Source organism: Kitasatospora purpeofusca, from assembly GCF_042691725.1.
Classification (GTDB): domain Bacteria; phylum Actinomycetota; class Actinomycetes; order Streptomycetales; family Streptomycetaceae; genus Kitasatospora; species Kitasatospora purpeofusca_B.
Genome location: NZ_CP170483.1, coordinates 7,299,951 through 7,325,104, shown reverse-complemented (window position 1 = coordinate 7,325,104; position 25,154 = coordinate 7,299,951). Strand labels below are relative to the sequence as shown.

Annotated in this window: 22 protein-coding genes and 1 riboswitch; of the genes, 15 read left to right on the top strand and 7 right to left on the bottom strand. The window is 75.0% G+C overall.

Annotation, left to right across the window (positions count from 1 at the left end):
- The first annotated feature begins 8 nt into the window (after nt 1-8).
- Genes ACFCLZ_RS31645 through ACFCLZ_RS31635 form a run of 3 tightly spaced genes read left to right on the top strand, consistent with a single transcriptional unit; the run spans nt 9 to nt 3,459 of the window.
- Nucleotides 9-770: an amino acid ABC transporter ATP-binding protein gene (locus tag ACFCLZ_RS31645; RefSeq protein ID WP_380286344.1), complete on the top strand. Its 762-nt coding sequence runs from the start codon at nt 9-11 to the stop codon at nt 768-770.
- A complete protein-coding gene (locus ACFCLZ_RS31640) occupies nt 770-2,473 on the top strand; it encodes an amidohydrolase family protein (RefSeq protein ID WP_380281313.1) in 1,704 nt (567 codons plus the stop codon). Before ACFCLZ_RS31645 ends, ACFCLZ_RS31640 begins: the two co-directional genes overlap by 1 nt.
- Nucleotides 2,470-3,459 carry a serine hydrolase gene (locus ACFCLZ_RS31635; RefSeq protein WP_380281312.1) on the top strand — a complete coding sequence of 330 codons (990 nt, stop codon included), beginning with the start codon at nt 2,470-2,472 and terminating at the stop codon, nt 3,457-3,459. The genes ACFCLZ_RS31640 and ACFCLZ_RS31635 overlap by 4 nt, the downstream gene beginning before the upstream one ends.
- Before the next feature lie 339 nt (nt 3,460-3,798).
- On the opposite strand, the gene ACFCLZ_RS31630 is transcribed toward ACFCLZ_RS31635, so the two are convergent.
- The 3 genes from ACFCLZ_RS31630 to ACFCLZ_RS31620 form a co-directional block, all read right to left on the bottom strand.
- Nucleotides 3,799-4,734 (bottom strand): LysR family transcriptional regulator, encoded by a 936-nt coding sequence (locus ACFCLZ_RS31630; RefSeq protein ID WP_380281311.1) that lies wholly within the window; start codon nt 4,732-4,734, stop codon nt 3,799-3,801.
- 193 nt (nt 4,735-4,927) lie between these two features.
- Nucleotides 4,928-6,334: a diaminopimelate decarboxylase gene (gene lysA / locus ACFCLZ_RS31625; RefSeq protein ID WP_380281310.1), complete on the bottom strand. Its 1,407-nt coding sequence runs from the start codon at nt 6,332-6,334 to the stop codon at nt 4,928-4,930.
- Nucleotides 6,335-6,488: 154 nt separating this feature from the next.
- Nucleotides 6,489-7,490, bottom strand: coding sequence for a class I SAM-dependent methyltransferase (locus ACFCLZ_RS31620; RefSeq protein ID WP_380281309.1), 1,002 nt, complete (start codon nt 7,488-7,490; stop codon nt 6,489-6,491).
- 533 nt (nt 7,491-8,023) lie between these two features.
- On the opposite strand from ACFCLZ_RS31620, the gene ACFCLZ_RS31615 reads away from it, so the two are divergent.
- Entirely contained in the window at nt 8,024-9,472 is a 1,449-nt protein-coding gene (locus ACFCLZ_RS31615) for an aldehyde dehydrogenase family protein (protein ID WP_380281308.1), read from the top strand.
- Nucleotides 9,473-9,549: 77 nt separating this feature from the next.
- Here the strand turns inward: ACFCLZ_RS31615 and ACFCLZ_RS31610 are convergent, their stop codons facing one another.
- A complete protein-coding gene (locus tag ACFCLZ_RS31610) occupies nt 9,550-11,007 on the bottom strand; it encodes a glycine hydroxymethyltransferase (RefSeq protein WP_380281307.1) in 1,458 nt (485 codons plus the stop codon).
- 21 nt (nt 11,008-11,028) lie between these two features.
- Nucleotides 11,029-11,126, bottom strand: a riboswitch (ZMP/ZTP riboswitch).
- Between the two features lie 317 nt (nt 11,127-11,443).
- Between ACFCLZ_RS31610 and ACFCLZ_RS31605 the strand changes: the two genes are divergently transcribed.
- The 6 genes from ACFCLZ_RS31605 to ACFCLZ_RS31580 all read left to right on the top strand — a co-directional run bounded on the left by ACFCLZ_RS31605 (nt 11,444) and on the right by ACFCLZ_RS31580 (nt 18,427).
- Entirely contained in the window at nt 11,444-12,424 is a 981-nt protein-coding gene (locus ACFCLZ_RS31605; protein WP_380281306.1) for an ABC transporter permease, read from the top strand.
- A 79-nt stretch (nt 12,425-12,503) separates the two neighbouring features.
- On the top strand, nt 12,504-14,261 hold the full coding sequence (locus ACFCLZ_RS31600; RefSeq protein WP_380281305.1) for an ABC transporter substrate-binding protein: 1,758 nt from the start codon (nt 12,504-12,506) through the stop codon (nt 14,259-14,261).
- A gap of 94 nt (nt 14,262-14,355) precedes the next feature.
- A complete protein-coding gene (locus ACFCLZ_RS31595; protein WP_380281304.1) occupies nt 14,356-15,348 on the top strand; it encodes an ABC transporter permease in 993 nt (330 codons plus the stop codon).
- Between the two features lie 28 nt (nt 15,349-15,376).
- A complete protein-coding gene (locus ACFCLZ_RS31590; protein WP_380281303.1) occupies nt 15,377-17,092 on the top strand; it encodes a dipeptide ABC transporter ATP-binding protein in 1,716 nt (571 codons plus the stop codon).
- 104 nt (nt 17,093-17,196) lie between these two features.
- Complete coding sequence (locus tag ACFCLZ_RS31585) at nt 17,197-17,727, top strand: hypothetical protein (protein WP_380281302.1); 531 nt, start codon at nt 17,197-17,199, stop codon at nt 17,725-17,727.
- Nucleotides 17,728-17,863: 136 nt separating this feature from the next.
- Complete coding sequence (locus ACFCLZ_RS31580) at nt 17,864-18,427, top strand: EF-hand domain-containing protein (RefSeq protein ID WP_380281301.1); 564 nt, start codon at nt 17,864-17,866, stop codon at nt 18,425-18,427.
- A gap of 7 nt (nt 18,428-18,434) precedes the next feature.
- Here the strand turns inward: ACFCLZ_RS31580 and ACFCLZ_RS31575 are convergent, their stop codons facing one another.
- Nucleotides 18,435-19,775, bottom strand: coding sequence for an MFS transporter (locus tag ACFCLZ_RS31575; RefSeq protein WP_380281300.1), 1,341 nt, complete (start codon nt 19,773-19,775; stop codon nt 18,435-18,437).
- Between the two features lie 220 nt (nt 19,776-19,995).
- Here ACFCLZ_RS31575 and ACFCLZ_RS31570 point away from each other — a divergent pair, with 220 nt between their 5' ends.
- The 3 genes from ACFCLZ_RS31570 to ACFCLZ_RS31560 are packed head-to-tail and all read left to right on the top strand — an operon-like array spanning nt 19,996 to nt 22,332.
- Nucleotides 19,996-21,114 carry a PhlD gene (locus ACFCLZ_RS31570; protein ID WP_380281299.1) on the top strand — a complete coding sequence of 373 codons (1,119 nt, stop codon included), beginning with the start codon at nt 19,996-19,998 and terminating at the stop codon, nt 21,112-21,114.
- A 10-nt stretch (nt 21,115-21,124) separates the two neighbouring features.
- Complete coding sequence (locus ACFCLZ_RS31565) at nt 21,125-21,757, top strand: AAA family ATPase (RefSeq protein WP_380281298.1); 633 nt, start codon at nt 21,125-21,127, stop codon at nt 21,755-21,757.
- A gap of 17 nt (nt 21,758-21,774) precedes the next feature.
- Nucleotides 21,775-22,332 (top strand): AAA family ATPase, encoded by a 558-nt coding sequence (locus tag ACFCLZ_RS31560; protein WP_380281297.1) that lies wholly within the window; start codon nt 21,775-21,777, stop codon nt 22,330-22,332.
- Here ACFCLZ_RS31560 and ACFCLZ_RS31555 read toward each other — a convergent pair whose 3' ends face one another.
- On the bottom strand, nt 22,333-22,908 hold the full coding sequence (locus tag ACFCLZ_RS31555) for a TetR/AcrR family transcriptional regulator (protein WP_380281296.1): 576 nt from the start codon (nt 22,906-22,908) through the stop codon (nt 22,333-22,335).
- Between the two features lie 123 nt (nt 22,909-23,031).
- Here ACFCLZ_RS31555 and ACFCLZ_RS31550 point away from each other — a divergent pair, with 123 nt between their 5' ends.
- Complete coding sequence (locus ACFCLZ_RS31550) at nt 23,032-23,628, top strand: dihydrofolate reductase family protein (RefSeq protein ID WP_380281295.1); 597 nt, start codon at nt 23,032-23,034, stop codon at nt 23,626-23,628.
- Here the strand turns inward: ACFCLZ_RS31550 and ACFCLZ_RS31545 are convergent.
- Nucleotides 23,582-24,568 carry an EamA family transporter gene (locus ACFCLZ_RS31545; protein WP_380281294.1) on the bottom strand — a complete coding sequence of 329 codons (987 nt, stop codon included), beginning with the start codon at nt 24,566-24,568 and terminating at the stop codon, nt 23,582-23,584. The genes ACFCLZ_RS31550 and ACFCLZ_RS31545 overlap by 47 nt on opposite strands.
- Nucleotides 24,569-24,699: 131 nt before the next feature.
- Between ACFCLZ_RS31545 and ACFCLZ_RS31540 the strand changes: the two genes are divergently transcribed.
- Complete coding sequence (locus ACFCLZ_RS31540; protein ID WP_380281293.1) at nt 24,700-25,140, top strand: gamma-glutamylcyclotransferase family protein; 441 nt, start codon at nt 24,700-24,702, stop codon at nt 25,138-25,140.
- Nucleotides 25,141-25,154 lie beyond the last annotated feature (14 nt).

Genomic DNA, 25,154 nt, shown 5'->3' with positions numbered 1-25,154 from the left:
ACGAGGTGATCCTCTCGGCGCGCGGCGTGCGGAAACGGTTCGGCGAGCTGGAGGTGCTGCGCGGGATCGACCTGGAGGTGCGGTGCGGGGAGGTGCTCTGCGTGATCGGGCCCTCCGGCTCCGGCAAGTCCACCCTGCTGCGCTGCTTCAACCACCTGGAGAAGATCGACGCCGGGCGGATCGCCGTCAACGGCGAGCTGATCGGCTACGAGCCGGCCGGCTCCGGCGGCGCCACGCTGCGCGAGCGGCGGCCCAAGGACATCCAGCGCCAGCGCGAGCGGATCGGCATGGTGTTCCAGCGGTTCCACCTCTTCCCGCACCGCACGGCGGTGCAGAACGTGATGGAGGGACCGGTCGCCGTCCAGGGCCGCGGCCGCGCCGCGGCCGAGCGGCAGGCCCGTGAGCTGCTGCACCGGGTCGGCCTCGCCGACCGCGCCGACCACTACCCGGGCCAGCTCTCCGGCGGCCAGCAGCAGCGGGTGGCGATCGCCCGGGCACTGGCCATGGAGCCGACCCTGATGCTCTTCGACGAGCCCACCTCCGCGCTCGACCCCGAACTCGTCGGGGAGGTGCTGGGCGTGATGCGCGACCTCGCCCGCAGCGGGATGACGATGATCGTCGTCACCCACGAGATGGGGTTCGCCCGCGAGGTCGCCGACCGGGTCGTCTTCATGGACCAGGGCGCGGTCGTCGAGGCCGGGCACCCGGACGAGGTGTTCACCGCCCCGCGCCACGAGCGCACCCGGGCCTTCCTGGCGACGGTGCTGTGATGGCGGCCGTGGAACTCCTGGTGCGCGGCGGACTGCTGGTGGACGGCACCGGGGCGCCGGCGCGGCGCGCCGACCTCGCGGTGGCGGGCGGACGGGTCACCGTGCTGCCGCCCGGCGCGGACGCGGGTGCGGGCGCGGCGGATCGCGCGGGCGGGGCGGATCGCACGGGCGGTGTCGGCGGTGGTCCCGTGCGGGTCATCGACGCCACCGGACTGGTCGTCACCCCCGGGTTCATCGACGTGCACACGCACTCCGACGCCCTGGCCGCCGTCGGGGGCCGCGGTGGCCCGGACGCGGCCGCCGACGGCGCGGACACCGCGTGGGACGCCCTGGAGGAACTGCGGCTCGCCCCGCTCCTCCAGGGCGTGACCACCGAGATCAGCGGCAACTGCGGCAGCAGCCTCTTCCCCTGCCTGCCCGAGCGGCTGCCGGAGCTGGCCGAGCACCTGCGGGTCACCTTCGGCATCGGCCCGGTCGGCCCGGCCGAGGACTTCGCCGCCTTCGCCGCCGCCCAGCGGCCCGAACTGCGCCGCAACCACCTCGCCTCGCTGGTCGGCCACGGCACGCTGCGGGCCGGGGTGATGGGCTTCGCCGACCGCCCACCGCGGCCGGACGAGCTGGCCGCGATGTGCGAACTGCTCGACCAGGCCCTCGCCCAGGGCGCGGCCGGGCTCTCCACCGGACTGATCTACCCGCCCGGCACGTACGCCGACACCGACGAGATCGTGGCGCTCGCCCGCGTCGCGGCCCGGCACGGCAAGCCGTACGTGACCCACCTGCGGGACGAGATGTCCCAGGTGGAGAAGGCCCTGGAGGAGGCGCTGGAGATCGCCGAACGCTCCGGCGCACCGCTCCAGGTCTCCCACCACAAGACCGCCGGACGGCACGCCTGGGGCGCCACCCTGCGGACCCTCCCCCGGCTCGAACAGGCCCGCGCCGACGGCCTCGACGTGCTGTGCGACGTGTACCCCTACACCGCGGGCAGTACGGTGCTGCACGCGATGCTGCCGCCGTGGACCAGCGAGGGCGGGGTCGGCGCGCTGCTGGAGCGGCTGCGCCGCCCGGAGGTGCGCGAGCGGATCCGGGCGGACATCGCGGGCGGCGTCGACGGCTGGGAGAACACCGTCGGCAACGGCGGCTGGGACCTCATCGCGGTCGCCGCCGCCCCGGCCCGCCGTGCGGCGGAGGGCCACCGGATCGCCGACCTGGCGGCCGCGAGCGGCGCCGACCCGGTCGACTACGTGTGCGACCTGCTGCTCGACTCGCAGGGAGAGGTGACCATCATCAGCCACTCGATGCGCGAGGACGACGTCCGCCGGGTGCTGGCCAGCCCGCTGTCGATGATCGGCTCGGACGGCGTGCCCAAGCCCGGGCGGCCGCACCCGCGCTGGGCGGGCAGCTTCGCCCGGGTCCTCGGCCACTACGGCCGGGAGGAGGGACTGCTGTCGTTGGAGAGCGCGGTGCACAAGATGACCGGGCTGCCGGCGGCGCGCTTCCGGCTCGCCGGGCGCGGGGTGGTCCGCGACGGCGCGGTGGCGGACCTGGTGGTACTGGACCCGGGCGCCGTCCGGGACGCGGCCACCTTCGAGCGGCCGCTGCTGCCGCCGCAGGGGGTGGCGGCCGTGGTGGTCGCCGGGCAGGTCGCGGTGCGCGACGGGCGGCCGACGGACGCCCGGGCCGGAGAGGTGGTACGGGTCCGATGATCCTGGCGCAGGTGGCGGCCGCCGCGCGGTCGGCGGCGGCACTGCCGTTGACCCTGGCGGTCGCGGCGGTGGATGTGGACGCTCAGGCGGAGGAGGAGGCGGGGGCGCACGCGGAGGCGGGTACGGAGACGGCCGTCGGGGTCGGCGGGGCCGGCGGGGTCGGCGGGAGCGCGGTCGGGGTGGACGACACGGTGGTGCTGCCGGTCGCCAGCGCGTCCAAGCTGCTGCTGCTGGCCGAGGTCGCGCGCCGGCTGGATGCCGGGGAGCTGCGGGCGGACACGGTGGTGCCGATCGAGGACGAGGACGTGACCGGCGGCACCGGGCTGCTGCGGCGGCTCGCGCGCGGGGGTGTGGGCGCGGGTGCGGGTGCGGGTGACGGCGGCAGCGGGTGCGGCTGGACGGTCGAGGACCTGGCCTGGCTGACCGCCTCGGTCAGCGACAACACCGCCACCAACGCGCTGCTGCGCATGGTCGGCCTGTCCGCCACCGAGCGGCTCGCCCGGGAGCTCGGGCTGGAGCGGCTCACCCTGCACGACCGGGTCCGCGACGTCCGCGGGCCCGGCGTGCCGCCGGTGTTCGCCACCGGGACGGCCCGGGACCTCGCGCAACTGGTCGCACTGGCCGTCCGGGGCGACCTGGTCACGCCCGGCGCGTCGGCGCGGCTGCTGCGGTGGATGCGCTCCAACACCGACCACGGGCTCGTCCCGGCGCTCGTCCAGCACGACCCGTACGCGGAGTGCTTCCCCGATCCGCTGCCCGGCGGGCTGCTGGTCGCCAACAAGACCGGGACCGACACCGGGGTGCGGGCCGACGCCGGAGTGCTGATCGGCACCCGGCGGGTGGCGTACGCGGTGATCGCGCACTGGGACGTGGCGCTCGGGCCGAGCACGGAGCGGGCGGCGGTGCACGCCATCCGCGAGGTCGGGCGGGCGCTCGCGGCGGGCGCGGTGCGCGGCGAGCCGGCGACCTGCGTGTTGCTGCGGTAGCGGGGCGGGCGGGATGGGGCGGAGTGGTGGGCCGGGGTGGGGCGGGCCGGCCGGGCGTACGGGCGCTGTGCGACGGCCCGTTCCCGGAGGGTACGGGCCGGTTCGCCCTCGCCGGCCCGCGCCCGCGCCCGCGCCCGCGCCGTGAACGGAACACCTCCGCCTCTTCCGGCCGACCGGTCCGCTCGACGCGGTGTTCTCGCCCCGCACCCGGACAGCCCCGGGCTGCGACGGGGCGAGCTGAACGGTTTCCACTTGGGCCACCATCACGCCATCAGCCCCGGCTGACCCACCGGACGCCTCCGTCGGGACAGGACGCTCTCCGCGCGGCCGCCGGGGAGGTCAGGACCACTGCAGTTCGAGCAGGGACCGGACCTCGCCCGCGGCCGCGCGCAGCTCTGTGAGGAAGGCGCGGACGGCGGGGTTGCGGTTGGTGGCCCGGGTGGCCACGCCGATCCGGCGGTGCAGCTGTGGGTGGTCGAGGCGGCAGACGTGCACACCGGCGCTGTCGGCGAGGCCGAGGGCCGGGATCAGGGCGACGCCCATGCCGGCCCGGGCGAGGTTGATCGTCACCTGGTAGTGGTCGCTGCGGCAGCGCACCCGGGGGCGGAACCCCTCGGCGGCGCAGGCGCGTTCCAGCACCGGCTCGCCGGTCGAACCGCCGTGGGTGCCGATCCAGCTCTCGCCGTCGAGCTCGGCGAGCCGGACCAGGCTGCGCCGCCCGAGCCGGTGGCGCAGTGGCACGATCACCAACTGCGGCTCGTCGAAGTAGAGTTCGACCTCGGCCACGCCCTGGCGGCCGGCCTGCCGGATCCACGGGTCGAGCGGGTGCTCGAAGACCACCGCGGCGTCCAGGCGGCCGGCCTCCAGGTCGGGGAGCAGCTCGTGCGGCTGGCCCATGATGAGTTCGAGTTCGACCTGCGGGTGCCGGGCCGAGAAGGCGGTGAGTGCGCGGGGCAGCAGGTCGAGGCCGGCCGAGGCGAAGAAGCCGAGGCGCAGCACGCCCGCCGTGCCCTCGGAGTGGGCGCGCAGGTCGTCCTGGGCGACGGCCATGAGGTCGGCGATCGCCTGGGCGTGCTCCGCCAACCGGACGCCCGCCGGGGTCAGCCGCAGGGACTGCGGCTGACGCTCGACCAGCGCGACGCCCAGTTCCTGTTCGAGGCGGGCGAGCTGGTGCGAGACGGCGGACGGGCTCAGGTGCAGCGACTGCGCCGCGGCCACGATGGTGCCCCGGCGGGCGATCTCCAACAGGACGAGCAGACGGGCGCTGTTCAGCATCGGGCCAGGGTAGGTCATCGCGGCTGGTCAGGGGCGGAGGGCGACTCTGTAGACCGGTCGGTCGATTCTTCTCGATTCAGTAGACCGGTCTGCATATTCAGCGCAGAGAAAAAGTAGACCGGTCTACCTATTCCGTCGGGAAGCCCGGCGGGAGGGGTCGCTGTAGGTAGACCGGTCTACATATTCGGTGGGGTCAGCGGTCAGCGGTCACGCGTCGGCGGTCTGGCGCCAGGACGGCGGCAGTGGCGGCCGCGTCGGCGGCGGCGTCCACATCGAGCCGGAGCAGGTCGTCCTCGGTCTCCCGGCGCACCACCACCCGGGCGTCGCCGTCCCGGACGAAGACCACGGCCGGGCGCGGCAGCTTGTTGTAGTTCGACGCCATCGCGTACCCGTACGCGCCGGTGACCGGGGTGGCGAGCACGTCGCCGATCCGCAGGTCGGCCGGGAGGGCGGCGTCGTCGATGATGACGTCCCCGCTCTCGCAGTGCTTGCCGACCAGGCGGGCGCGCAGCGGCCGCGGCTCCTGCGGGCAGCGCGGCAGGAACGCCTCGTAGCGCGCGCCGTACAGGGCGGGGCGGAGGTTGTCGCTCATCCCGCCGTCGACGCTCACGTACGTCCGCACGCCGGCGATCCGCTTGACCGTGCCCACCCGGTACAGGGTCAGCCCGGCCCGGGCGGTGATCGAACGCCCCGGCTCGACGCCGAACTCCCCGGTCCAGCCGGCCCCGCGCACGGCCGCCCGCACCCGGTCGGCCCACACCGCGAAGGACGGCGCGCTCTGGCCCGCCAGGTACGCCACGCCCAGTCCGCCGCCCACCGTCAGCCGGGCCACCCCGGAGTCCACCGCGAACCGCGCCACGGCGGCGGCGCCGTCGGCGAGTTCGGCCGGGTCCAGCACCTGCGAGCCGACGTGCGCGTGGACGCCCTCCAGCCGGACGGCCGGCGAGGCGGCGGCCCGTCGGACGGCGGCCTCGGCGGCGCCGCCGGCCAGGCCGAAGCCGAACTTGGAGTCGTGCCCGCCGGTGCGGATCGCCTCGTGGGCGCCCGCCGCGACCCCCGGCGCCACCCGCAGCTGGACGCGGGCCGGCGGCAGGCCCTCCTCGGCGACCAGGCGCTCGATCCGGTCCAGTTCGTCGAAGCTGTCGACCACGACGTGCCGCAGGCCGGCCGTGAGGGCGGTGCGCAGTTCGGCCTCGCTCTTGTTGTTGCCGTGCAGCACGATCCGCTCCGGGGAGACCCCGGCGTGCAGGGCGGTGCGCAGTTCGCCACCGGAGGCGACGTCGAGCAGCAGGCCCTCCTCGGCGGCGAGCCGGGCCATCGCGGTGCAGAGGAAGGCCTTCGAGGCGTAGGCGACGTTGCCCGGGCCGAAGGCGGCGACGGCCTCCCGGCAGCGGCGGCGCAGGTGCTCCTCGTCGTAGACGAAGAGCGGGGTGCCGAACCGGCGGGCGAGTTCCGTCAGCGGCACCCCGCCGACGGCGAGCCCGCCGGGGCCCGCCTCGGCGGTGAGCGGCAGCAGCCCGGCGTCGACGGGCGGCTTGGCCACGGGATGGACGTCGGCGGGCGACTGGGCGGCGGGCGAGACGGACGACACGGACGACACGGATTCCTCCCGGCGGGCTGGTTCACCTGCCATCCTCGGCCGGGCGGGAGGAGTCGGAAAAGCGCATTCTTCCGACCCTGAGCGGTACCTCTTTCGATGCTCCCTACGGGACGCCGGCGGGCGCGGCACGGAGCGGCGGAGCGGCGGAGCGGCGTCAGCCGCGGCGGGCGCGCCGGAGGGCAGAGGTGACCACGGGCGGGAGCAGGTCCCCCACCGCCCGCTTGGCGACATTGACCGGCCGACGCCGCTCGGCGGCGCGGGTGCGGCGCTCGGCGAGGTCCCGCAGGGCCTCGTCGCGCTCGCGCTCGGCGCCGCGCAGGGCCTCCTCGGCGGCCCGCGCGAGCTCGCGGCGCTCGGCCTCGACGGTCAGCCGGGCGTGGTGGCGGGAGACCCGGAACGGCTCGGCGCCGTCGGAGCTGCCGCCGATCCGCACCACCCGGTGCGCGGCGATCATCTCGTTGGTCATGTCGCACCGCGGCAGGGTGCCGCGGTGGGCCAGCAGGTCGAGCTGGGCGGCTTCCGGGTCGCCCCAGGTGGCGTAGAACTTGGCCTCGGTGAGCACGATGGGCCGCAGGCCGTGGTTGAGCACCGCCTCCCAGGTGGCGGCGGCGACGCCCGGGGTGTGCGCGGAGCGGTAGTCGTCCAGTACCACGACGCCCTCCGGGGCGAGCGCGGCCCGGGCCACCTGAAGGTCGCCGGCCACGTGCTCGAAGAGGTGCGAGGCGTCGATGTGGACGAACCGGAACGCGCCGGGCGGGACGCGGCCGCCGGCCAGCGCCGAGGTGGGGGCCTGGACGATCTCCGGCAGCCGGTCGTGGAACGAGAGGTAGTTGCTCTCGAAGGCGGTGCGGGTCAGCGTCCTGCGGTAGGACATGTCCATCTCGGCGGCGTTGTCGTCGTCCGGCGCGTCCGAGTCGAAGAGGTCGCAGACCGTGAAGGTCTCGCCCGCCTGGAGGTGCTCCCCGATGACGATCGCACTGCGGCCCAGGTAGGCGCCCATCTCCAGGAGGTCTCCGGACAGGCCCGCCTTCTCCTGGCGGCCGAGGAACCAGTCGAAGAGGTGGCGGTCGTGCTCCCAGAACCAGCCGGGGACGTCGTCGAGCACCGCCGGTTCCGCCGGCTGCTGCTGGTCGGCACTGAGTGCGGCGTCGGTCACGAGGCGGCTCCTAAGTCGGTACGAACGACCACGGGCAGGATCTCCGGGCTCGGAAGGCCTCGTCGCCGGCGGCCGACGGCGTTCCTCGGCGGCCCCGCCCCGGGCAGAGTGGCGCCACGGGCACGTGAACAGAACCTGACCTGCGGCCAACGGTAGTCCGAAGTGCCCGGGTTCGCCGCAATCCACGCGCCACCGAACGGACTTGGGCGAAGTCGGGAGGAAGTCGGGAGAAAGAGTGTCGCCGCCCGGCCGGTTGTGGGCGTACTTGACCACGGTCCGCTCCGAGCGGGGACCGGTTCGTCCATACTGCCGTCGGACCACCCGACTTTTCATCATCACAGAAAACGATCTTCACCCGTCCGGAGCTGCCCACCGCGGTTCCGGCCGAAGACCTGCCGCGGTGGCGTCGCGGCGCGCGGGGCGGGCGGGCCTTGCCTCCCCGGGGGCGCGCACCGTATGACTGGTCCGGGGCCGGGCCCAGGTCGGGCCGAGGCACCACCTCGAGCAGCGGATTCCACGTGAAGGGGCAGCACATGGCGGGCGACACCGAGCGGGCCGAGGGGTACGCGCAGTACACGGACCAGTACGTCGACGGCGCCTGGCGGCCCGCCCTGGACCAGGGGTCGATCCCGGTGCTCGACCCGGCGACCGAGCGCCTGCTCGCCACCGTCCCGGCCGGCGGCGCGGCGGACGTCGACGCCGCCGTCGCGGCGGCCCGCCGGGCGGCCCGCGGCTGGGGGGCGACCACCGCCGCCGAGCGGCTGGCGCCGCTGACCCGGCTGCGGGACGGCCTGGCCGCGCACCAGGAGGAGATCGCCGCCACCGTGACGGCCGAACTGGGCGCGCCGATCTCCTTCGCCACCGCCGTGCAGGCCACGCTGCCGCTGACGGTCACCGAGTCGTACCTGGAGCTGCTGGCCGACTACCCGTTCGAGGAGCGGATCGGCAACTCGGTGGTGCACGCCGAGCCCGCCGGGGTGGTCGCGGCGATCACGCCGTGGAACTACCCGCTGCACCAGATCGCCGCCAAGGTGGTGCCCGCGCTGGCGGCCGGCTGCCCGGTGGTCCTCAAGCCGGCCGAGGACACCCCGCTGGTGGCCCGGCTGTTCGCCCGGCTGGTCGACGCGGCGGGCTTCCCCGCCGGGGTGTTCAACCTGGTGACGGGGACCGGCGCGGTGGCGGGCGCGGCGCTGGCCGCCCACCCGGACGTGGACGTGGTGTCGTTCACCGGCTCGACGGCGGTCGGGCGGACGGTCGCCGAGACGGCCGGGCGCGGCATCAAGCGGGTGGCCCTGGAGCTGGGTGGCAAGTCCGCCAACGTGGTGCTGCCGGGCGCCGACCTGGCCCGCGCGGTGAAGGTCAACGTCGCCAACGTGTTCGCCAACTCCGGCCAGACCTGCAGCGCGTGGACCAGGCTGCTGGTCCACCGCGACCAGTACGACGAGGCGGTGGCGCTCGCCGCGAAGGCGGCCGGCACGTACCTCCCGGGCGATCCGGCGGACCCGCGGACCCGGGTCGGGCCGCTGGTCAGTGCCCGCCAGCGCGAGCGGGTGCGCGGCTACATCACCGGCGCGCTCACCGAGGGCGCGCGCCTGGTGACCGGCGGCGCCGAGGCCCCGGACGGCCTCGCGACCGGCTTCTACGTCCGCCCGACCGTGCTCGCCGACGTCACCGCCGACATGGCGGTGGCCCGCGAGGAGGTGTTCGGGCCGGTGCTGGCCGTCCTGGCGTACGAGGACGAGGACCACGCCGCCGAGTTGGCCAACGCCACCGAGTACGGCCTGGCCGGCGGGGTCTGGGCGGCCGACACCGACACCGCCGCCCGCTTCGCCCGCCGGCTGGACGCCGGGCAGATCGACCTCAACGGCGGTCGCTTCAACCCCCTTGCGCCGTTCGGCGGTTACAAGAACTCGGGCCTCGGCCGCGAGCTGGGCCGGCGCGGCCTGGAGGAGTTCCTGCAGTACAAGTCGCTGCAGTACTGAGGCGTGGGGCCCCGGCCGGGCGGGAGACTCGGCCGGGGCCGCCGGGGCAGCCGGGGCCGCCGGGGCCGCCGGGGGGGTCAGACCAGGTCGACGCCCGGGTAGAGCGGGAAGCCGGCGAGCAGGTCGGCGGCCCGCTCGGCGACGCCCTCGGCGACCGCCGGGTCCAGGGTGTACTGGGCCTTGGACGGGGCGCCGGAGGCGGTGGCCGCCGGGGCGGTGGCGCGCAGCACGGTGTCGATGAGGGCGGCGATCTCGTCCATCTCGGCGGTGCCGAGGCCGCGGGTGGTGAGCGCCGGGGTGCCGATCCGCACGCCGGAGGTGTACCAGGCGCCGTTCGGGTCCTGCGGGACGGAGTTGCGGTTGGTGACGATGCCGGAGTCGAGCAGCGCGGCCTCGGCCTGGCGGCCGGTCAGGCCGTGGCCGGAGACGTCGGCGAGCACCAGGTGGTTGTCGGTGCCGCCGGTGACGAGGGTGCCGCCGCGGCGCAGCAGGCCCTCGGCGAGTGCCTGCGCGTTGTCGACGACCTGCCGGGCGTAGCCGCGGAACTCGGGGCGGCGGGCCTCCGCGAAGGCGACCGCCTTGGCGGCCATGACGTGCGAGAGCGGGCCGCCGAGCACCAGCGGGCAGCCGCGGTCGACGTGCTCGGCGAGTTCGGTGGTGCAGAGCACCGCGCCGCCGCGCGGGCCGCGCAGCGACTTGTGGGTGGTCGTGGTGACGATGTCGGCGTGCGGTACCGGGTCGAAGTCGCCGGTCAGCACCTTGCCCGCGACCAGGCCGGCGAAGTGCGCCATGTCGACCATCAGGGTGGCGCTGACCTCGTCGGCGATCTCGCGCATCTTCGCGAAGTCCACCAGACGGGGGTAGGCGGAGTAGCCGGCCACCAGGATCAGCGGGCGGAACTCGCGGGCGGTGGCGCGCAGCGCGTCGTAGTCGATCAGGCCGGTGGCCGGGTCGGTGCCGTAGCTGCGCTGGTCGAACATCTTGCCGGAGATGTTGGGGCGGAAGCCGTGGGTGAGGTGGCCGCCGGTGTCCAGGGACATGCCGAGCATCCGCTGGTTGCCCAGCTCCTGGCGCAGCTGCGCCCAGTCCTGCTCGCCGAGGTCGTTGACGTTGCGGACCTTGGCGCGCTCCAGGGCGGGGCTCTCGACCCGCTGGGAGAGGACGGCCCAGAAGGCGGTGAGGTTGGCGTCGATGCCGGAGTGCGGCTGGACGTAGGCGTGGTCGGCGCCGAACAGGGCGCGGGCGTGCTCGGCGGCGACGGTCTCGACGGTGTCGACGTTGCGGCAGCCGGCGTAGAAGCGGCGGCCGGCGGTGCCCTCGGCGTACTTGTCGCTGAGCCAGTTGCCCATGGTGAGCAGGACGGCCGGGGAGGCGTAGTTCTCGCTGGCGATGAGCTTGAGCGAGGCGCGCTGGTCGTCGATCTCCTGGCCGATGGCGGCGGCGATCCGCGGCTCCACCTCGCGGACCACGTCGAGCGCGGAGCGGAAGGCGGTGTTGGCGGCGGGGGTGGCGGCCGTGTGCGGCTGCGGGGCCATGGCGGTCTCCTGGTGGGGAGGTCGGGAGGCCCAGGCGCTCGGCAACTGCGTCGTGATTCGGCACGGGGCCGCTTCCCGATGGTCGATTCCATCCGTGCGCGCCAGTCGCGGCCCGCCGGAATCGTACCAATGCCGGGCGGTCTGTGGCGGAGATCTCACGATACGGGACGGCGGCGGACATGACACTCCGTTTGCCCGAATATGTCCGTTCTACTGCTACAGCAGTATTGCGGCGGAATGAAGCCGTCATCTTGGCCGAAACAAAGCACCCGAACCACTCCGCGGGTGCCTTCGGAATGATTTGCGAAAACTCCCCGCCATCCGATCTGATGACGCCGGTCGGCCTTCCGGGAAACCCCCGGAGCGGCCGGCCGGAAATGCACGTCGACGCACCCATACCCACGGGGCGGCAGAGAATTCGGGGAGTACGCCTCTCATGGCAGTGGTCGAACAAGTCGCAGCACCGGACGCCCCGGTGCCGCCCCCGGCGCCCGCCCCGACGAGCCTGCTGCGCCGCGTCTGCCGCGAGGGCACCGGGGCCGTCGCGCTCGGCGTCGTCGCGCTCTTCCTGCTGCTCGCCCTGGCGGCCCCGCTGATCGCCGCGCTGTACGGCAAGAACCCCACCGAGCACTACGGCCAGAACACGCCCGGCCTGCTCAGCGACGGCGGCCTGCCGATCGCGCCGAACGGCGGCATCTCCGGGGAGTTCTGGTTCGGCCTGGAGCCCGGCCTCGGGCGGGACGTGTTCACCCAGCTGCTGTACGGCATCCGCACCTCGCTGCTGATCGCCTTCCTCTCGGCCGCCGTGACCACCACGCTCGGCGTGCTGGCCGGCGTCGCGGTGGGCTACCTCGGCGGGATCACCGACCGGCTCTTCGGCTTCCTGTCGAACGTCCTGCTGGCCTTCCCGACGCTGCTCCTGCTGCTCGCGCTCAGCCCGGTGATCCAGTCCCGACTGGTCGATCCGGGCACCGCGGAACCGGAGTGGATGCAGTTCCTGGTGCTCGTCCTGGTCTTCTCCGCGTTCGGCTGGATTCCGCTCGCGCTTTCCCTGCGCGCCTCCGTCCGGTCACTCCGGGAAAGGGATTTCGTGCAGTCCGCCCGGGCGATCGGCGCGAGCGGATTCCACATCGTTTTCCGTGAACTCCTGCCGAATGTCCGGGCGCAGCTGCTGGTGCACGCCACCATGGCGGTGCCGACCTTCGTCGCCTCCGAGGCGGTGCTGTCCTTCCTCGGCGTGGGCGTCAACGAGCCGGTCCCGGACTGGGGCCGGATGATCTCCCGCGGCTCCGAGGTCTTCCAGGCCGATCCGACGTACATGTTCTTCCCCGGCGTCGCGCTGCTGCTGTTCGTGCTCGCCTTCAACCTGCTCGGCGACGCCGTCCGGGACGCCCTGGACCCGCGCGCCGCCCGCTGAGACTTCCCCTTCCCGTCGTACACCTTCACCGCCCCACCCGACCCGACCCCGGAACCCCCGGGCCAAGGAGAGATTCGCCATGCGCTGGATCAGACCGTCCCTCGCCGTCCTCGCGACCGCCCTGCTGGCGACCTCCTGCTCGGCCGGCGCGAGCTCCACCTCCTCCACCGCCGGACCCGGCGGCGCGGCCAAGGAGGCCTCGCCGCTGACCGCCGCGCTCGGCAGCGAGCAGGAGAGCACCGGCCCGGCCCCCGCCGTCCCCGGCGCCCGCCAGGGCGGCACGGTGAACGTCTACAACGCCACCGACTTCCGCCACTACGACCCGCAGAAGGTGTACGCGGGCGCCACCTACAACACCTCGCTGCTCTGGGGCCGCCAGCTGACCCAGTACCAGGTGGTCGACGGCAAGGCCAAGCTGGTCGGCGACCTCGCCACCGACACCGGCACCGCCACCGACGGCGGCCGCACCTGGACGTACCGGCTGAAGGCGGGCGTGGCCTGGGAGGACGGCCAGCCGATCACCGCCCAGCAGGTCAAGTACGGCATCGAGCGCTCCTTCGGCAAGGGCTACGAGGTCGGCCCGCCGTACTGGCCGCAGTGGCTCACCGGCGAGGCCAGCTACGAGGACGCCCGCAAGAAGTACGGCGGCCCGCAGGACGGCGACCTCGCCGCGATCGAGACGCCGGACGAGCGCACCCTCGTCTTCCACTTCCCGCAGCCGCAGGCCGACGTGCCGTACATGGCCGCGCAGTCCTCCTCCTCGCCGGTGCGCCAGGACAAGGACACCGGCACCGACTACGACCGCCAGCCGTTCGCCACCGGCCCGTACCGGATCGTCGAGCACGTCCAGAACACCCGGCTGGTACTGGAGCGCAACCCGCACTGGAAGCCGGAGACCGACCCGATCCGCAGCCAGTACCCGGAGAAGTTCGTCTTCACCTTCGGGAAGGAGGCGCTCAACATCAACCAGGAGATCCTCTCCGGGCGCGACGGCGGCGCCGACGCCACCACGGCGGCCACCCTGCTCTCCCCCGAGCTGTACCAGACGGTGGACACCGACCCCAAGGCCAAGGAGCTGGTCGTCTCCGGGCGGCAGGGCGCCTTCGTCACCTACCTGATGCTCAACAACGAGCGGGTGGCCGACGTCGAGGTCCGCAGGGCCCTCAACCTCGCCTACCCGCGCCAGCAGGCCCGCCAGGTCCGGGGCGGCACCCGGGCCGGCGAGCTCGCCACCACGCTCAGCTCCCCCGCCCTGCTCGACTGGCAGAAGTACGACCTCGCCCCGGCCCGTCCGGAGGGCGACCCGGAGGCCGCCAAGGCCACGCTGGCCAAGGCCGGCAAGGCCCCCGGCACGCTCACCTACGCGCACGCCAACACCCCCGAGGGGCAGCGGGTCGCCCAGGTGCTGGTCGACGGTTTCGCCAAGGCCGGCATCACCGTCGTGCCCAAGCCGGTCGACCCCAAGGCGCTGCTGGACGAGGTGCACCGCGCCGACTCCCCGTACGACCTGTGGGAGGAGACCACCTCGGTCGACTGGCCGACGCCCTCCACGCTGATCCCGTTCTTCTTCGACGGCCGCGCCAACAGCGACCTCAACCCGGCCCGCTACCGCAACGCCGAGGTGGACAAGGAGATCGACCGGATCAACCAGATCGGCGAGCCGCACGCCAAGGCCAAGGAGCTGTACGCGCTGGAGCAGACGGTGATGAAGGACCAGCCGGTGCTGCCGTTCACCTACCCGACGGCGAACCAGCTGCGCGGCTCCAACGTCGGCGGCGCCTTCATCCACCCGATCTACGGGACGGTCAGCCTCGCCTGGCTGTACCTCAAGTCCTGACCCGAAGTCCCCGGTGGACCCGCCGCGACGCGCCGCCCGGTGCGCGCGGCGGGCCCGCCGGCCCGACGCCCCCCTCGAACCCGGACCGGCCACCATGCTCTCCTTCGCCCTGCGGCGGATCCTCCAGGCGCTCGCCGTCCTGGCCGCGGTCTCCGCCGCCGCCTTCGCCCTCTTCTACGCCGGCCCGGCCGACCCCGCCCGCGCCGCCTGCGGCCCGCGCTGCGACACCGGCCAGGTCGCGGCGGTCCGCACGAGCATGGGCCTGGACCAGCCGCTGCTCGCCCAGTACAGCGACTACCTCGCCGGGATCGTCGCCGGCCGGGACGTCCAGGACGTGGACGGCTCCACGATCCACTGCGACGCCCCGTGCCTCGGCTACTCCTACCGGCTGCACCAGCCGGTCACCGAGGCGCTGGTCGACCACCTGCCGGTCACCGTCTCGCTGGCGGCGGGCGCGCTGGCCGTCCTGGTCCTGTTCGGGCTCGGCACCGGCTTCGTCACCGCGCTGCGGCACGGCACCCGGACGGACAAGCTGCTCTCCGGCTTCACCCTGGTCGGCGCCAGCGTGCAGATCTACTTCCTCGGCTACGTCGCCCAGTGGGGGCTGGTCTACACCACCGGGCTGCTGCCGCTGCCCTCCTACACCCCGCCGGCCACCGACCTCGCCGCCTGGGCGGGCGGCATGCTGCTGCCCTGGCTCGTCCTCGGCTTCGTCAACTCGGCGGTGTTCGCCCGGCTGTCGCGCTCGCAGCTGCTGGAGACGATGAACGAGGAGTACGTCCGCACGGCCCGCGGCAAGGGCCTCGGACGGCTGCGCGCGCACCTCAAGTACACCTCGCGCGGCGCCGCCGGACCGCTGGTGCAGCTGCTCGGCCTGGAGGCGGGCGCGCTGCTCGGCGGCGCGGTGATCACCGAGACGGTGTTCGGGCTGAACGGCGTGGGCCGGTTCGCCATCGAGGCCGTCGAGGGGCAGGACCTGCCGGCCGTGGTCGGCGCCGTCCTGCTGGCCGCCTGCTTCGTCGTGCTGTTCGTCGCGCTGGCCGACCTCGTGGTGGCCTGGCTCGACCCGCGCATCCGCCTCAGCTGACCTCCCCGCCCCTCTGGAGCCCGCCGCCATGACCCCCTCCCCCCTCCCCGCCGACGAGCCGGCGACGCCGGTGCTCAGCGTCCGGGACCTGTCCGTCACCTTCGCCGACCCGCGCGGCGGTGCGCCCGTCACCGCCGTGCGCGGCCTCTCCTTCGACCTCGCCCGCGGCGAGGTGCTCGGCCTGGTCGGCGAGTCCGGCTCCGGCAAGTCCGCCACCGGGCTCGCCGTCCTCGGTCTGCACGACCCGCGCACCACCGCCGTCACCGGCTCGATCCGGCTGGCCGGGCAGGAGCTGGTGGGCGCCGGGGAGTCCGTGCTGCGGCGGGTGCGCGGCGGCCGGGTGGCCCTGGTCTTCCAGGACGCGCTCACCTCGCTCAGCCCCTTCCACGGCGTCGGCGCCCAGCTGGCCGAGATGTACCGGCTGCACCACCCCGGTACCGGCCGCGCCGAGGCCCGCCGGCGGGCGGCGGCGATGCTCGACCGGGTCGGCATCCCGGCCGCCCGGGTGCGCGACCACCCGCACCGGTTCTCCGGCGGCATGCGCCAGCGCGTGATGATCGCGATGGCGCTGATGAACGACCCTGACGTGCTGATCGCCGACGAGCCGACCACCGCGCTCGACGCCCGGGTGCAGGGCCAGGTGCTGGACCTGCTGGGCGCGCTGCAGCGCGAGCACGGCACGGCGGTGCTGCTGGTCAGCCACGACCTCGGGGTGGTCGCCGGGACCACGGACCGCACGCTCGTCCTGCGCGGCGGCCGGGCGGTGGAGAGCGCCCCGACCGCCACCCTGCTGGCCGCGCCCCGTGAGCCGTACACCAGAGCCCTGGTGGGCGCCGCGCTCACCCTCGACTCCGTCCCGGGCACGCCGCTGCCGACCGTCGACGACCCGTCGCCCGCGCCCCGCACCGCGCCCCCGTCCTCCGCCCGCCGGACCGCGCGGGCCGCCGGGGCGGACGGCCGCTGGCTGGCCGAGGTCGAGGACCTCGCCGTGCACTTCCCCGGCCGCCGCGGCCTCCCCCTGCCGGGGCGCGGACGGCCCGCACCGGTCCGGGCCGTCGAGGGCGTCAGCCTGCGCATCGCGCCCGGCGAGACGCTCGGCCTGGTCGGCGAGTCCGGCTCCGGCAAGTCCACCACCTCCCGGGTGCTGGCCGGCCTGCAGCCCGCCACCGCCGGCACCGTCCGCTACGACGGCGTGGACGCCACCAGGCCCGACCGGGCCCTGCGGCGGCGGCTCGCCAAGGAGGTCCAGCTGGTCTTCCAGGACCCGTACGCCTCGCTCAACCCGCGCCGCACCGTCGCCCAGACCCTGGACACCCCGCTGCGGCTGCACACCGCGCTGGACGCCGGACAGCGGCGCGAACGCTCCGCCGAACTGCTCGAGCAGGTCGGCCTGCCGCCCGCCCACCTGGACCGCTACCCGCACGAGTTCTCCGGCGGCCAGCGCCAGCGGATCGGCATCGCCCGGGCCCTCGCCCCCGAACCGCGGCTGATCATCGCCGACGAACCGGTCTCCGCCCTGGACGTCTCGGTCCAGGCCCAGGTGCTCAACCTGCTGATGGAGCTGCGCGAACGCCTCGGCGTCGCCTTCCTGTTCGTCTCCCACGACCTCGCGGTGGTCCGCCACTTCTGCGACCGCGTCGCCGTGATGCACGGCGGCCGCCTGGTCGAGTCCACCGACCGCGACCGGCTCTTCGCCGCCCCGCACACCGCGTACACCCGCGAACTGCTGGCCGCCGCCCGCTGAGCGGGGGTGGTGTCGGTCCCCCTTCTCCACGACCGCTCCGCCTACGATCGGTCACCGGCCGTGAGCACACGGCCGCATTCATCCCCCGGAGAAGGGGTTTCCCGATGACCACACTCGTCCACCGATCCGTCTCCCTGGTCTCGCTCGTGGGCCGTCTCAACCCCGCGGCCCTGGACGGACTGATCCCGCACGGCTTCGCCCTCGGGGCCGTCGCGGGCGTCCGCCTCGCCGCCCGCGCCGACGGCGGCGAGGCGGCCGGGCTGAACCCGCAGCCCATCCCGCCCGGCGCCGCCGAACTGCGGCTGGCCGTCGCCGGCACCGTGAGCTCGGTCGCCAACGCCGCCATCACCGCCCGCGTCTCCGGCGGCGACGCCCGGCAGATCCTCGCCGAGGTGGGCGACGACTGGTGCGGCACCCCGCACGGCCGCATCCCGTGGCCCCGGCACTGGCCGCTCCCCTGGCCGCCCGCCGGCCCCCACCCGGTCGACCCCGGCTACGCCGCCCCGGCCGTCCAGGCCCAGGCCGCCCTCGCCTTCCAGGGCTACGCCAACGGCATCGGCGACGAACAACTCCGGACGGCGTTCGGAGAGTTGGCCGAGCGCCTGGCGGACGCGGCGCTCCGGAGCGCGGACTGACCGGCGGGCCCCGATCCGGCCGGGCGCCACTTCGCGGCTTCGGCTGCGCGCCCGGCGCCCGGCGGGTTAGCGTGCTGCGTCCGACCGTTGTGACGGATTCTGCTGTGATCGCCGGGACCGACCAGCCGGGGGAGACGTGTCCGAGGAACTGCTGCTCGCGAGGATCAACCACGGGTTCGACCACCTCGACGCCGACGGCGACGGCCTGCTGACCGAGCACGACCACGTGCTGATGGGCCGGGCGGTGGCCCGCTCCCTGGGGCACGGGGAGGGGTCGACCGCCGAGCAGCGGATCGTCGCCGCCTACCTCGCCATCTGGCGGGACCTGCACGTCTCCCACCTGCCGATCGGGACCACGGCGATCAGCCGCCGTCAGTTCGTCGCCTCGACCCGCGCGCTCGCCGACGACCGGGTGGCCGCGCGGACCGTCTTCGGCGCGCTCGCCGAGGCGTTCCTGGCCGTCGCCGACGTGGACGGCAGCGGGACGGTGGACGCGGGCGAGTTCTTCGTCTTCCAGCGCGGCCACTTCGCCGCCCTCTCCCGCGACGACGCGGACGAGGCGTTCGGCCGGCTCGACGTGGACGGCGACGGCACCCTCTCCGCCGAGGAGTTCATCTCCGGCCTCATCGAGTTCTGGACCAGCCGCGCCCCCGAGGCCCCCGGCCACTGGTGGGCCGGACGGCCGCCCTACCTCACCTGACGATACGTCAATTCCCGCTGTCTTCCGGGAAGTCGCGCAAGGTGCGGATCTCCCGGCTCAGCAGCAGCGGCAGCACGGAGAGCAGCGCCACCCCCGCGACCGCCCAGAGCGCCGGGCGCGGACCGACCACCGACCCGAGCAGGCCTCCGGCGGCCGCGCCGAGCGGCAGGGTCCCCCAGACGACGAAGCGGACCGAGGCGTTCATCCGGGCCTGCAGCGCCGCCGGGGTCACCGCCTGCCGGAGGCTGACCTGGGCGATGTTGTAGGCGGTGACGCCGCAGGCGATGAGCCCGGCCGCCACCGCCAGGGTGGGGACGGCGCGGCCCGGCTCGGCCGTGGCGAGCAGCAGCACGCCGAGGCCGGGCAGGCACCGGGCGGCCAGCAGCAGCCGGCCCAGGCCCAGCAGCCGGACCAGCCGGGCGGTGAACAGCGCGCCGAGCAGGGCGCAGGCGTTGCCGAGGGTCAGCGCGAGGCCGAGCCGGCCGGGCGAGAGCCCGAGGTCCCGCAGGGCGAAGGCGGGCAGCAGGGCGCTCAGCGCGCCGCCGAGCCCGGCCAGGTTGGCGACGGCGGTGGCCAGCGCCAGTGAGCGCAGGGCGCGGTGGCGCAGCACGAAGCGCAGGCCCTCGGCGATCCGGGTGCGCATCCGCTCCCGCGCCGCGGGCGGCCGCGGGTCCGTTCCCGCGGCCGTTCCCACAGCCGTTCCCGCGGCCGGCCCCGGGGGGCGGATCGCACCGAGGAGCAGCGCCGAGACGAGGTAGCTCACCGCGTCGCCGAGCAGGACCAGCGGGGCGGTCACCCACTGCAGCAGCAGGCCGGCCAGGCCGGGTCCGGAGAGTTCGGCGGCCGAACGGGAGAACTCCAGACGGCTGTTGGCGCCCGCGATCCGGCGGCGGCCGACGACCTCGGGCAGGAAGGCCTGGTCGGCGATGTCGAAGAAGACGGTGAACAGGCCGGTGACGAAGGCGACCGCGCAGAGCAGCGGCACGCTCAGCAGGTCGAACGCGTAGCCGAGCGGGACGGCGCCGAGCGCGACCGCCCGGCCCGCGTCCGCCACGACCATCACCCGCCGCCGGTCCCACTGGTCGAGCAGGGCGCCGGCGGGCAGGCCGACCAGCAGGAACGGCAGGGTCTCGGCGGCGGACACCAGGCCGAGCTGGGCGGGGGTCGCGCCGACGGTGGTGAGCGCGAGGACGGGCAGGACGAAGAAGCCGAGCTGGGTGCCGAACTGGCTGACGGTGTGGGCGGACCAGAGGGCGGCGAAGTTCCGCTGCCGCCACAGGGACACCGGTGGGTCGGGTGGGAGAGCCGCCGTGGTGGCCGCCGCCGTCCGCGCCCCGGTACCCGTCATGCCGCTCCCCCGGTCCCGGCCGTGGTCCGGCCGACTGCCGCGCCTCCCCGGCCTCGGCTCCCCCGCCGGGCCCGGCACCCGACGGATGGTATCCGAATGATCCTTTCCGGCGCAGGCGCTTCGCGGATCCCGGCCCGGGGGCGGGGAGGGGCCGGCGGGTAGCGTGGCCGCGCCGTGCCCGGCCGGGCGCGGCGCGCACCGCCTGCAAGGAACCATCCGCATGCCCAGCACCGCCCCCGCTTCCCCCACTCCCCCCGCTTCCCCCGCTTCCCCGGCTCCCCCCGTCGCCCACGTCAGCCGCCCGGCGCTCGCCCTCGGCCCGTACACCGTGACGGCCGAGCGGATCCGGGAGGACATCCTCGCCCGCAACCCGGACTACCCGCCGCGCCAGGCCCAGACCGTCCGGCTGGCCCTCGGCAACCTGCCCGGCACCCGCCGCTACTTCCGGCCCTACGAGGCGGTCGCCTCCCCGGAGCGGACCGCCGCCGAACGCAAGACCAGCACCTTCGCCGACCTGCTGGCCGCCGCCGAACGCGCCGCCGCCGAGGCGCTGGCGGACGCGGGCGTGCCGCCCGAGCGGGTCGACTGCGTGATCGTCTCCAGCGCGACCGGCGACGCCGTCCCCGGGCTGGACGTCCACCTCCAGCAGAACCTCGGCCTGCGCCCCGACGTCAGCCGCCTCCCGATGAGCCAACTGGCCTGCGCGGGCGGCGCGCACGTGCTGATCGCGGCCCGGCGGTTCCTGGCCTGGAACCCGGCGGGCGTGGTGCTGGTGGTCGCCGCCGAGTCGCTCTCCTCGATGTACCAGAACACCCGCACCGCGGTGGAGGACCAGATCTACAAGGGCCTGTGGGGCGACGCGGCGGCCGCCGCCGTGGTCACCACCGAGCGGCGCACGCCCGGGCTGCGGCTGGAGCACTGCTTCGAGTACACCATCCCGCGCACCACCGATCGCTACCGCAAGCTGACCGACCACCGCGGCGACCACTTCGCGTCCACCCGGGCCTCGCTGCGCTCGGTCACCGACCTGGGCCCGGCCCTGCTCGACTGGCTGGACCGGCACGGCGGCCGGGCGCTGGACTTCGGGGTCCTGCACCCGGGCGGCCCGGCGATCCTGGAGCGGCTCGGGGCGCTGCTCGACGTGGACGAGGCCTTCCTGCGGCACTCCCGGGACGTCCTGGCCGAGGAGGGCAACCTGGGCGGTGCGACGGTCTTCTCCGTGCTCGCCCGCACCCACCGCACGCCCCCGCCCCCGGGCGCCCGCGGCCTGGTCCTCGGCCTCGGCCCGGGTGTCACCCTGAGCACCCTGCTCGCCACCTGGACCGGCCCCGGGGCGTAGGGTGCCGGACATGCTCCTGTGGATCAACGGGCCCTTCGGCGGCGGCAAGACGCAGGTCGCGCACGAGCTTCGGCGACGGTTGCCCGGCAGCGTCGTCTGCGACCCCGAGGAGGTCGGCTTCGGCCTCCACCGGATGACCCCGAAGCCGCTGCGCGGCGACTTCCGGGACCTCCCGGCCTGGCGCCAGGGCGTGTTCGAGGTGCTGGACCGCACACTCGCCGGCCACCGGGGCCCGGTGATCGTCCCGATGACGGTCACCGAGCCCGCCCACTTCGCCGAGACCGTCGGCCGGCTGCGCGAACGGGGCCACGACGTCCGGCACTTCGCGCTGCTGGCAGAGCGCGCGGAGGTGCTGCGGCGGCTGCGCGAGCGCGGCGGCGGCCGCGCCGTGCAGCTGCTCGCCGGGAAGGAGGCGCCGCTGCGCCGGGAGTCCTTCGCCGTCGCCCGGCTGGACCACTGCCTGGAGCGGCTGAGCGGTCCCGGGTTCGGCGAACACGTCAGGACCGACGCCTTGAGCGTCCCCGAGGTCGCCGACCGCCTCGCCGCCTCGGCCGGCCTGGCCCTCGCCCCCGACACCGACGGCCCGCTCCGGGCCCGGCTGCGCCGCGCCGCCGTCGGCGCGCGCCACATCCGCTTCCTCTGAGAGGACGCCAGCCCACCGTGCGACGATTCATCCTCACCGGCACCCCGGGCTCCGGGAAGACCACGCTCCTGGAGGAGTTGGCGCGGCGCGGCCTCGATGTCGTGCGGGAGGCCGCGACCGACGTGATCGGCCGCCGGCAGGCCGCCGGAGAGCCGCAGCCGTGGGAACGGGCCGACTTCGTCGACGAGGTGGCGGCGGTGCAGCGGGCCCGCGCGTCGGCGGAGCCGCGGACCGCGGTCGGCGCGCTGCGGTTCCACGACCGTTCCCCGGTCTGCACCGAGGCGCTCAGGATCTTCCTCGGCCGCCCCGCCTCGCCCGGGCTCAGCGCGGAACTGGACCGCATCGAGGCCGAGGCCGTCTACCGGCGCGAGGTGTTCTTCGTCCGCGGGCTCGGCTTCGTCGAGCGCACCGCCGCCCGCCGGATCTCCCTCGCCGACGCGCTCGCCTTCGAGCGGCTGCACGAGGAGGTCTACCGGGCGCGCGGCTACCGGCTGATCGACGTTCCGGCGGCCGCGGTGGCCGCGCGGGCGGACCTGGTCGAGGAGGCCGTCCGGCGGATCGCGGCCGAGGGCTGATCACGCCTCCGGGACGGTGCGGGCGACCAGGGTGTCGACCAGGGCCGGGAGGGCGTCGGCGCCGAGCACGCCGGGAAGGGTGAGGTGCTCGACGAGCAGGCCGGTCATCGCGAGGTAGAGGACGACGACGGTCTCGCGGTCGCCGGGGAAGCCCTCGTCCAGGTGGTAGGCGATGTTGGCCTCCAGCTGCTCCCGGAGGGTGGTGGTGAGCCGGGCGCGCATCTCCGGGCGGCGGGTGGCCTCCAGGCGCAGCTCCAGCAGCGCGAGGTAGCCGGACCGGTCGGCCTCGACGCGGCGCACGAGGTCGTGCATCAGGGCGGTGACCAGGGCCCGGTCGCGCGGCGCGCGCAGCAGCCCGCCGATGATCACCGGGTCGGGGGTGAGCCGGTGGTGGATGTGCCGGGCGGTCTGGTCGAGCAGGTCGTCGCGGCCGGCGAAGTAGTTGGACGCGGTGCCGACCGGAACGCCCGCCCGGGCGTCCACGGCGCGGAAGGTGAGTCCGCGCGCCCCCTGCTCGGCGAGGACGTCGACGGCCGCGTCGGTGAGCGCGGCACGGCGGGCGGGGTTCTGGGCCATCGCTGAAGCTCCCTCGGGAAAAACTCTTGCAACCACTACAGTCGAAGTACTATAACTGTCGTGGTTCACCGGGGCGGAGACCGCCCGGCGGACCTCACCGGCCAACACGTTCCAAGGATGTGGATGCGAAAGCTCACGTACTACGTCGGCACCACCGTCGACGGCTTCATCGCCGCCCCGGACGGCGACTACCGGTTCCTCATGCCGTACGTCGGCGGGGAGTTCCTCGCCCACCTGTGCGCGGAGTACCCGGAGACCCTGCCGACCCCCGGGCGGGCCGCGATGGGGCTCGCCGAGGCGCCCAACAAGCGCTTCGACACCGTGCTCATGGGCCGCGGCACCTACGAGCCGGGGCTGGCGGTCGGCCTCACCAGCCCGTACGCCCACCTGCGGCAGATCGTCTTCTCGCGCAGCCTCACCGAGAGCCCCGACCCCGCCGTGGAGGTCACCGCGGCCGACCCACTGGACCTGGTCGGGGAGCTCAAGCGGCAGGAGGGCCTCGGCATCTGGCTCTGCGGCGGCGGCGAGCTGGCCGGCCGGCTGCTGCCGGAGATCGACGAACTGATCGTCAAGCAGTCCCCGGTGGCGATCGGCGCCGGGGTGCCGCTGTTCCGCGCGGGCTTCGCCCCGCACACCTTCGCGCTCGCCGACTCCCGCGTCTTCCCCAACGGGGTCACCGTGCGGACCTACGGGCGGACGAGCGCGCCGACGACCGGCTGACGCCCACCACCAGGCCGACGCCCGCGACCACGATCGCCCCACCCAGCAGGGTGGGGCCGGTCAGCGGCTCGGCCAGCACCAGCCAGCCCAGCAGCACGGCCACCACCGGGTTCACATAGGCGTAGGTGGCGACCAGGGTCAGCGGGGCCGAGCGCAGCAGCCAGGCGTAGGCGGTGAAGGCGACCAGCGAGCCGAACACCACCAGGAAGCCCAGCGCCAGCCAGGAGCGGGTGGAGATGTCGCCGGGGTGCAGGCCGTGCTGCTCCCCGCGGGCCAGTCCGATCAGCAGATTGCCGAGCCCGCCGGCCAGCATCTGGTAGGCGCTGGCGGCCAGCACGTCGGCGGGCATCGGGATGCGCTTGGACGCGAAGGAGCCGGACGCCCAGGTGAGGGTGCCGCAGAGGATCGCGACCACCCCGGCCGGCGCGATGTCCCCGCCGAAGGCGGGGGCGGAGAGCACGCCCAGGCCGACCAGGCCGAGCAGCACCCCGGCCAGCTCGGCCGGCTTCGGCCGGTCGCCGCCCGCCGCCGTCAGCAGCACCATCCACAGCGGCACGGCGGCGACCAGCAGCGCGGCCAGGCCCGAGGGGATCCAGGTCTCGCCGAGCACCACGAGCCCGTTGCCGCCGGTCAGCAGCAGGCCGCCGACCAGCGCGCAGGAGCCCAGCTGCCGCAGGTCCGCCCGCAGTCCGGCGCGGCCGTGGCGGACGGCCACGAACCCGGCGAGCAGCAGTCCGGCGGTCAGGAAGCGCGCGGCGGCGGAGAGGAAGGACGGCATCGTCTCGACCGTGATCCGGATCGCCAGGTACGTCGAGCCCCACACCACGTAGACGACGGCGAGCGCCACCCACACGCCCGCCCCGAGCCGCCCCGCGGGGGCGGGGGCCGTCGGCACGGAGTCCGCGGGCGCGGCCGGTACGCGCTCGGCAGGAGCTGTCATGGGTGTCCCCCTTGGACGGTGCTGGCAGTTGCACCCGCCATGACACCGCATCGGCCGCCCCGCGCGCCAGTGGGTATCACCAGACGGGCACCGTCGACCGCCGACCTGCCCCGATCCAGGAGGAACCCCGCGTGCCCGCCGAACCCCCCGTCCTGCCCTTCTTCGTCTACGGCACCCTGCTCACCGGGGAGCGCAACCACACCGCCTTCCTCGCCGGCCGCTGCGCCCGGGTGCGGGCGGCGGCGCTGGAGGGCGCGGCGCTGCACGAAGGGCCCGGGTTCCCGTACGCCGTGCCGGATGCCGCGCCGGGACGGCGGATCAGCGGCGAGCTGGTCACCGTCCACCCGGCCGCCTACCCGGCGGCGCTCGCCGCGCTGGACCGGCTGGAGGACTGCCGGCCGGACGGCCTGGGCACGTACGTGCGCGAGCGGCGCGCCGTCCGGACGGCGGACGGCGCGACGGCGGACGCCTGGGTGTACCTGGCCGGACCGGCCGTCGCCGCCCGGCTGCGCGCGCACCCGGCGCTCATCGCCTCCGGCGACTGGCGCCGGCGCGACCGGGGGCACGCCTGAGGGCGCGGGCCCCG

Coding starts and splice junctions, on each gene's coding strand:
- ACFCLZ_RS31550 (WP_380281295.1), top strand. CDS start 23,032: ATGCGAAAGCTCACGTACTACGTCGGCACCACCGTCGACGGCTTCATC.
- ACFCLZ_RS31595 (WP_380281304.1), top strand. CDS start 14,356: ATGCTCTCCTTCGCCCTGCGGCGGATCCTCCAGGCGCTCGCCGTCCTG.
- ACFCLZ_RS31605 (WP_380281306.1), top strand. CDS start 11,444: ATGGCAGTGGTCGAACAAGTCGCAGCACCGGACGCCCCGGTGCCGCCC.
- ACFCLZ_RS31630 (WP_380281311.1), bottom strand. CDS start 4,734: ATGCTGAACAGCGCCCGTCTGCTCGTCCTGTTGGAGATCGCCCGCCGG.
- ACFCLZ_RS31615 (WP_380281308.1), top strand. CDS start 8,024: ATGGCGGGCGACACCGAGCGGGCCGAGGGGTACGCGCAGTACACGGAC.
- ACFCLZ_RS31610 (WP_380281307.1), bottom strand. CDS start 11,007: ATGGCCCCGCAGCCGCACACGGCCGCCACCCCCGCCGCCAACACCGCC.
- ACFCLZ_RS31590 (WP_380281303.1), top strand. CDS start 15,377: ATGACCCCCTCCCCCCTCCCCGCCGACGAGCCGGCGACGCCGGTGCTC.
- ACFCLZ_RS31565 (WP_380281298.1), top strand. CDS start 21,125: ATGCTCCTGTGGATCAACGGGCCCTTCGGCGGCGGCAAGACGCAGGTC.
- ACFCLZ_RS31585 (WP_380281302.1), top strand. CDS start 17,197: ATGACCACACTCGTCCACCGATCCGTCTCCCTGGTCTCGCTCGTGGGC.
- ACFCLZ_RS31545 (WP_380281294.1), bottom strand. CDS start 24,568: ATGACAGCTCCTGCCGAGCGCGTACCGGCCGCGCCCGCGGACTCCGTG.
- ACFCLZ_RS31570 (WP_380281299.1), top strand. CDS start 19,996: ATGCCCAGCACCGCCCCCGCTTCCCCCACTCCCCCCGCTTCCCCCGCT.
- ACFCLZ_RS31640 (WP_380281313.1), top strand. CDS start 770: ATGGCGGCCGTGGAACTCCTGGTGCGCGGCGGACTGCTGGTGGACGGC.
- ACFCLZ_RS31600 (WP_380281305.1), top strand. CDS start 12,504: ATGCGCTGGATCAGACCGTCCCTCGCCGTCCTCGCGACCGCCCTGCTG.
- ACFCLZ_RS31555 (WP_380281296.1), bottom strand. CDS start 22,908: ATGGCCCAGAACCCCGCCCGCCGTGCCGCGCTCACCGACGCGGCCGTC.
- ACFCLZ_RS31575 (WP_380281300.1), bottom strand. CDS start 19,775: ATGACGGGTACCGGGGCGCGGACGGCGGCGGCCACCACGGCGGCTCTC.
- ACFCLZ_RS31635 (WP_380281312.1), top strand. CDS start 2,470: ATGATCCTGGCGCAGGTGGCGGCCGCCGCGCGGTCGGCGGCGGCACTG.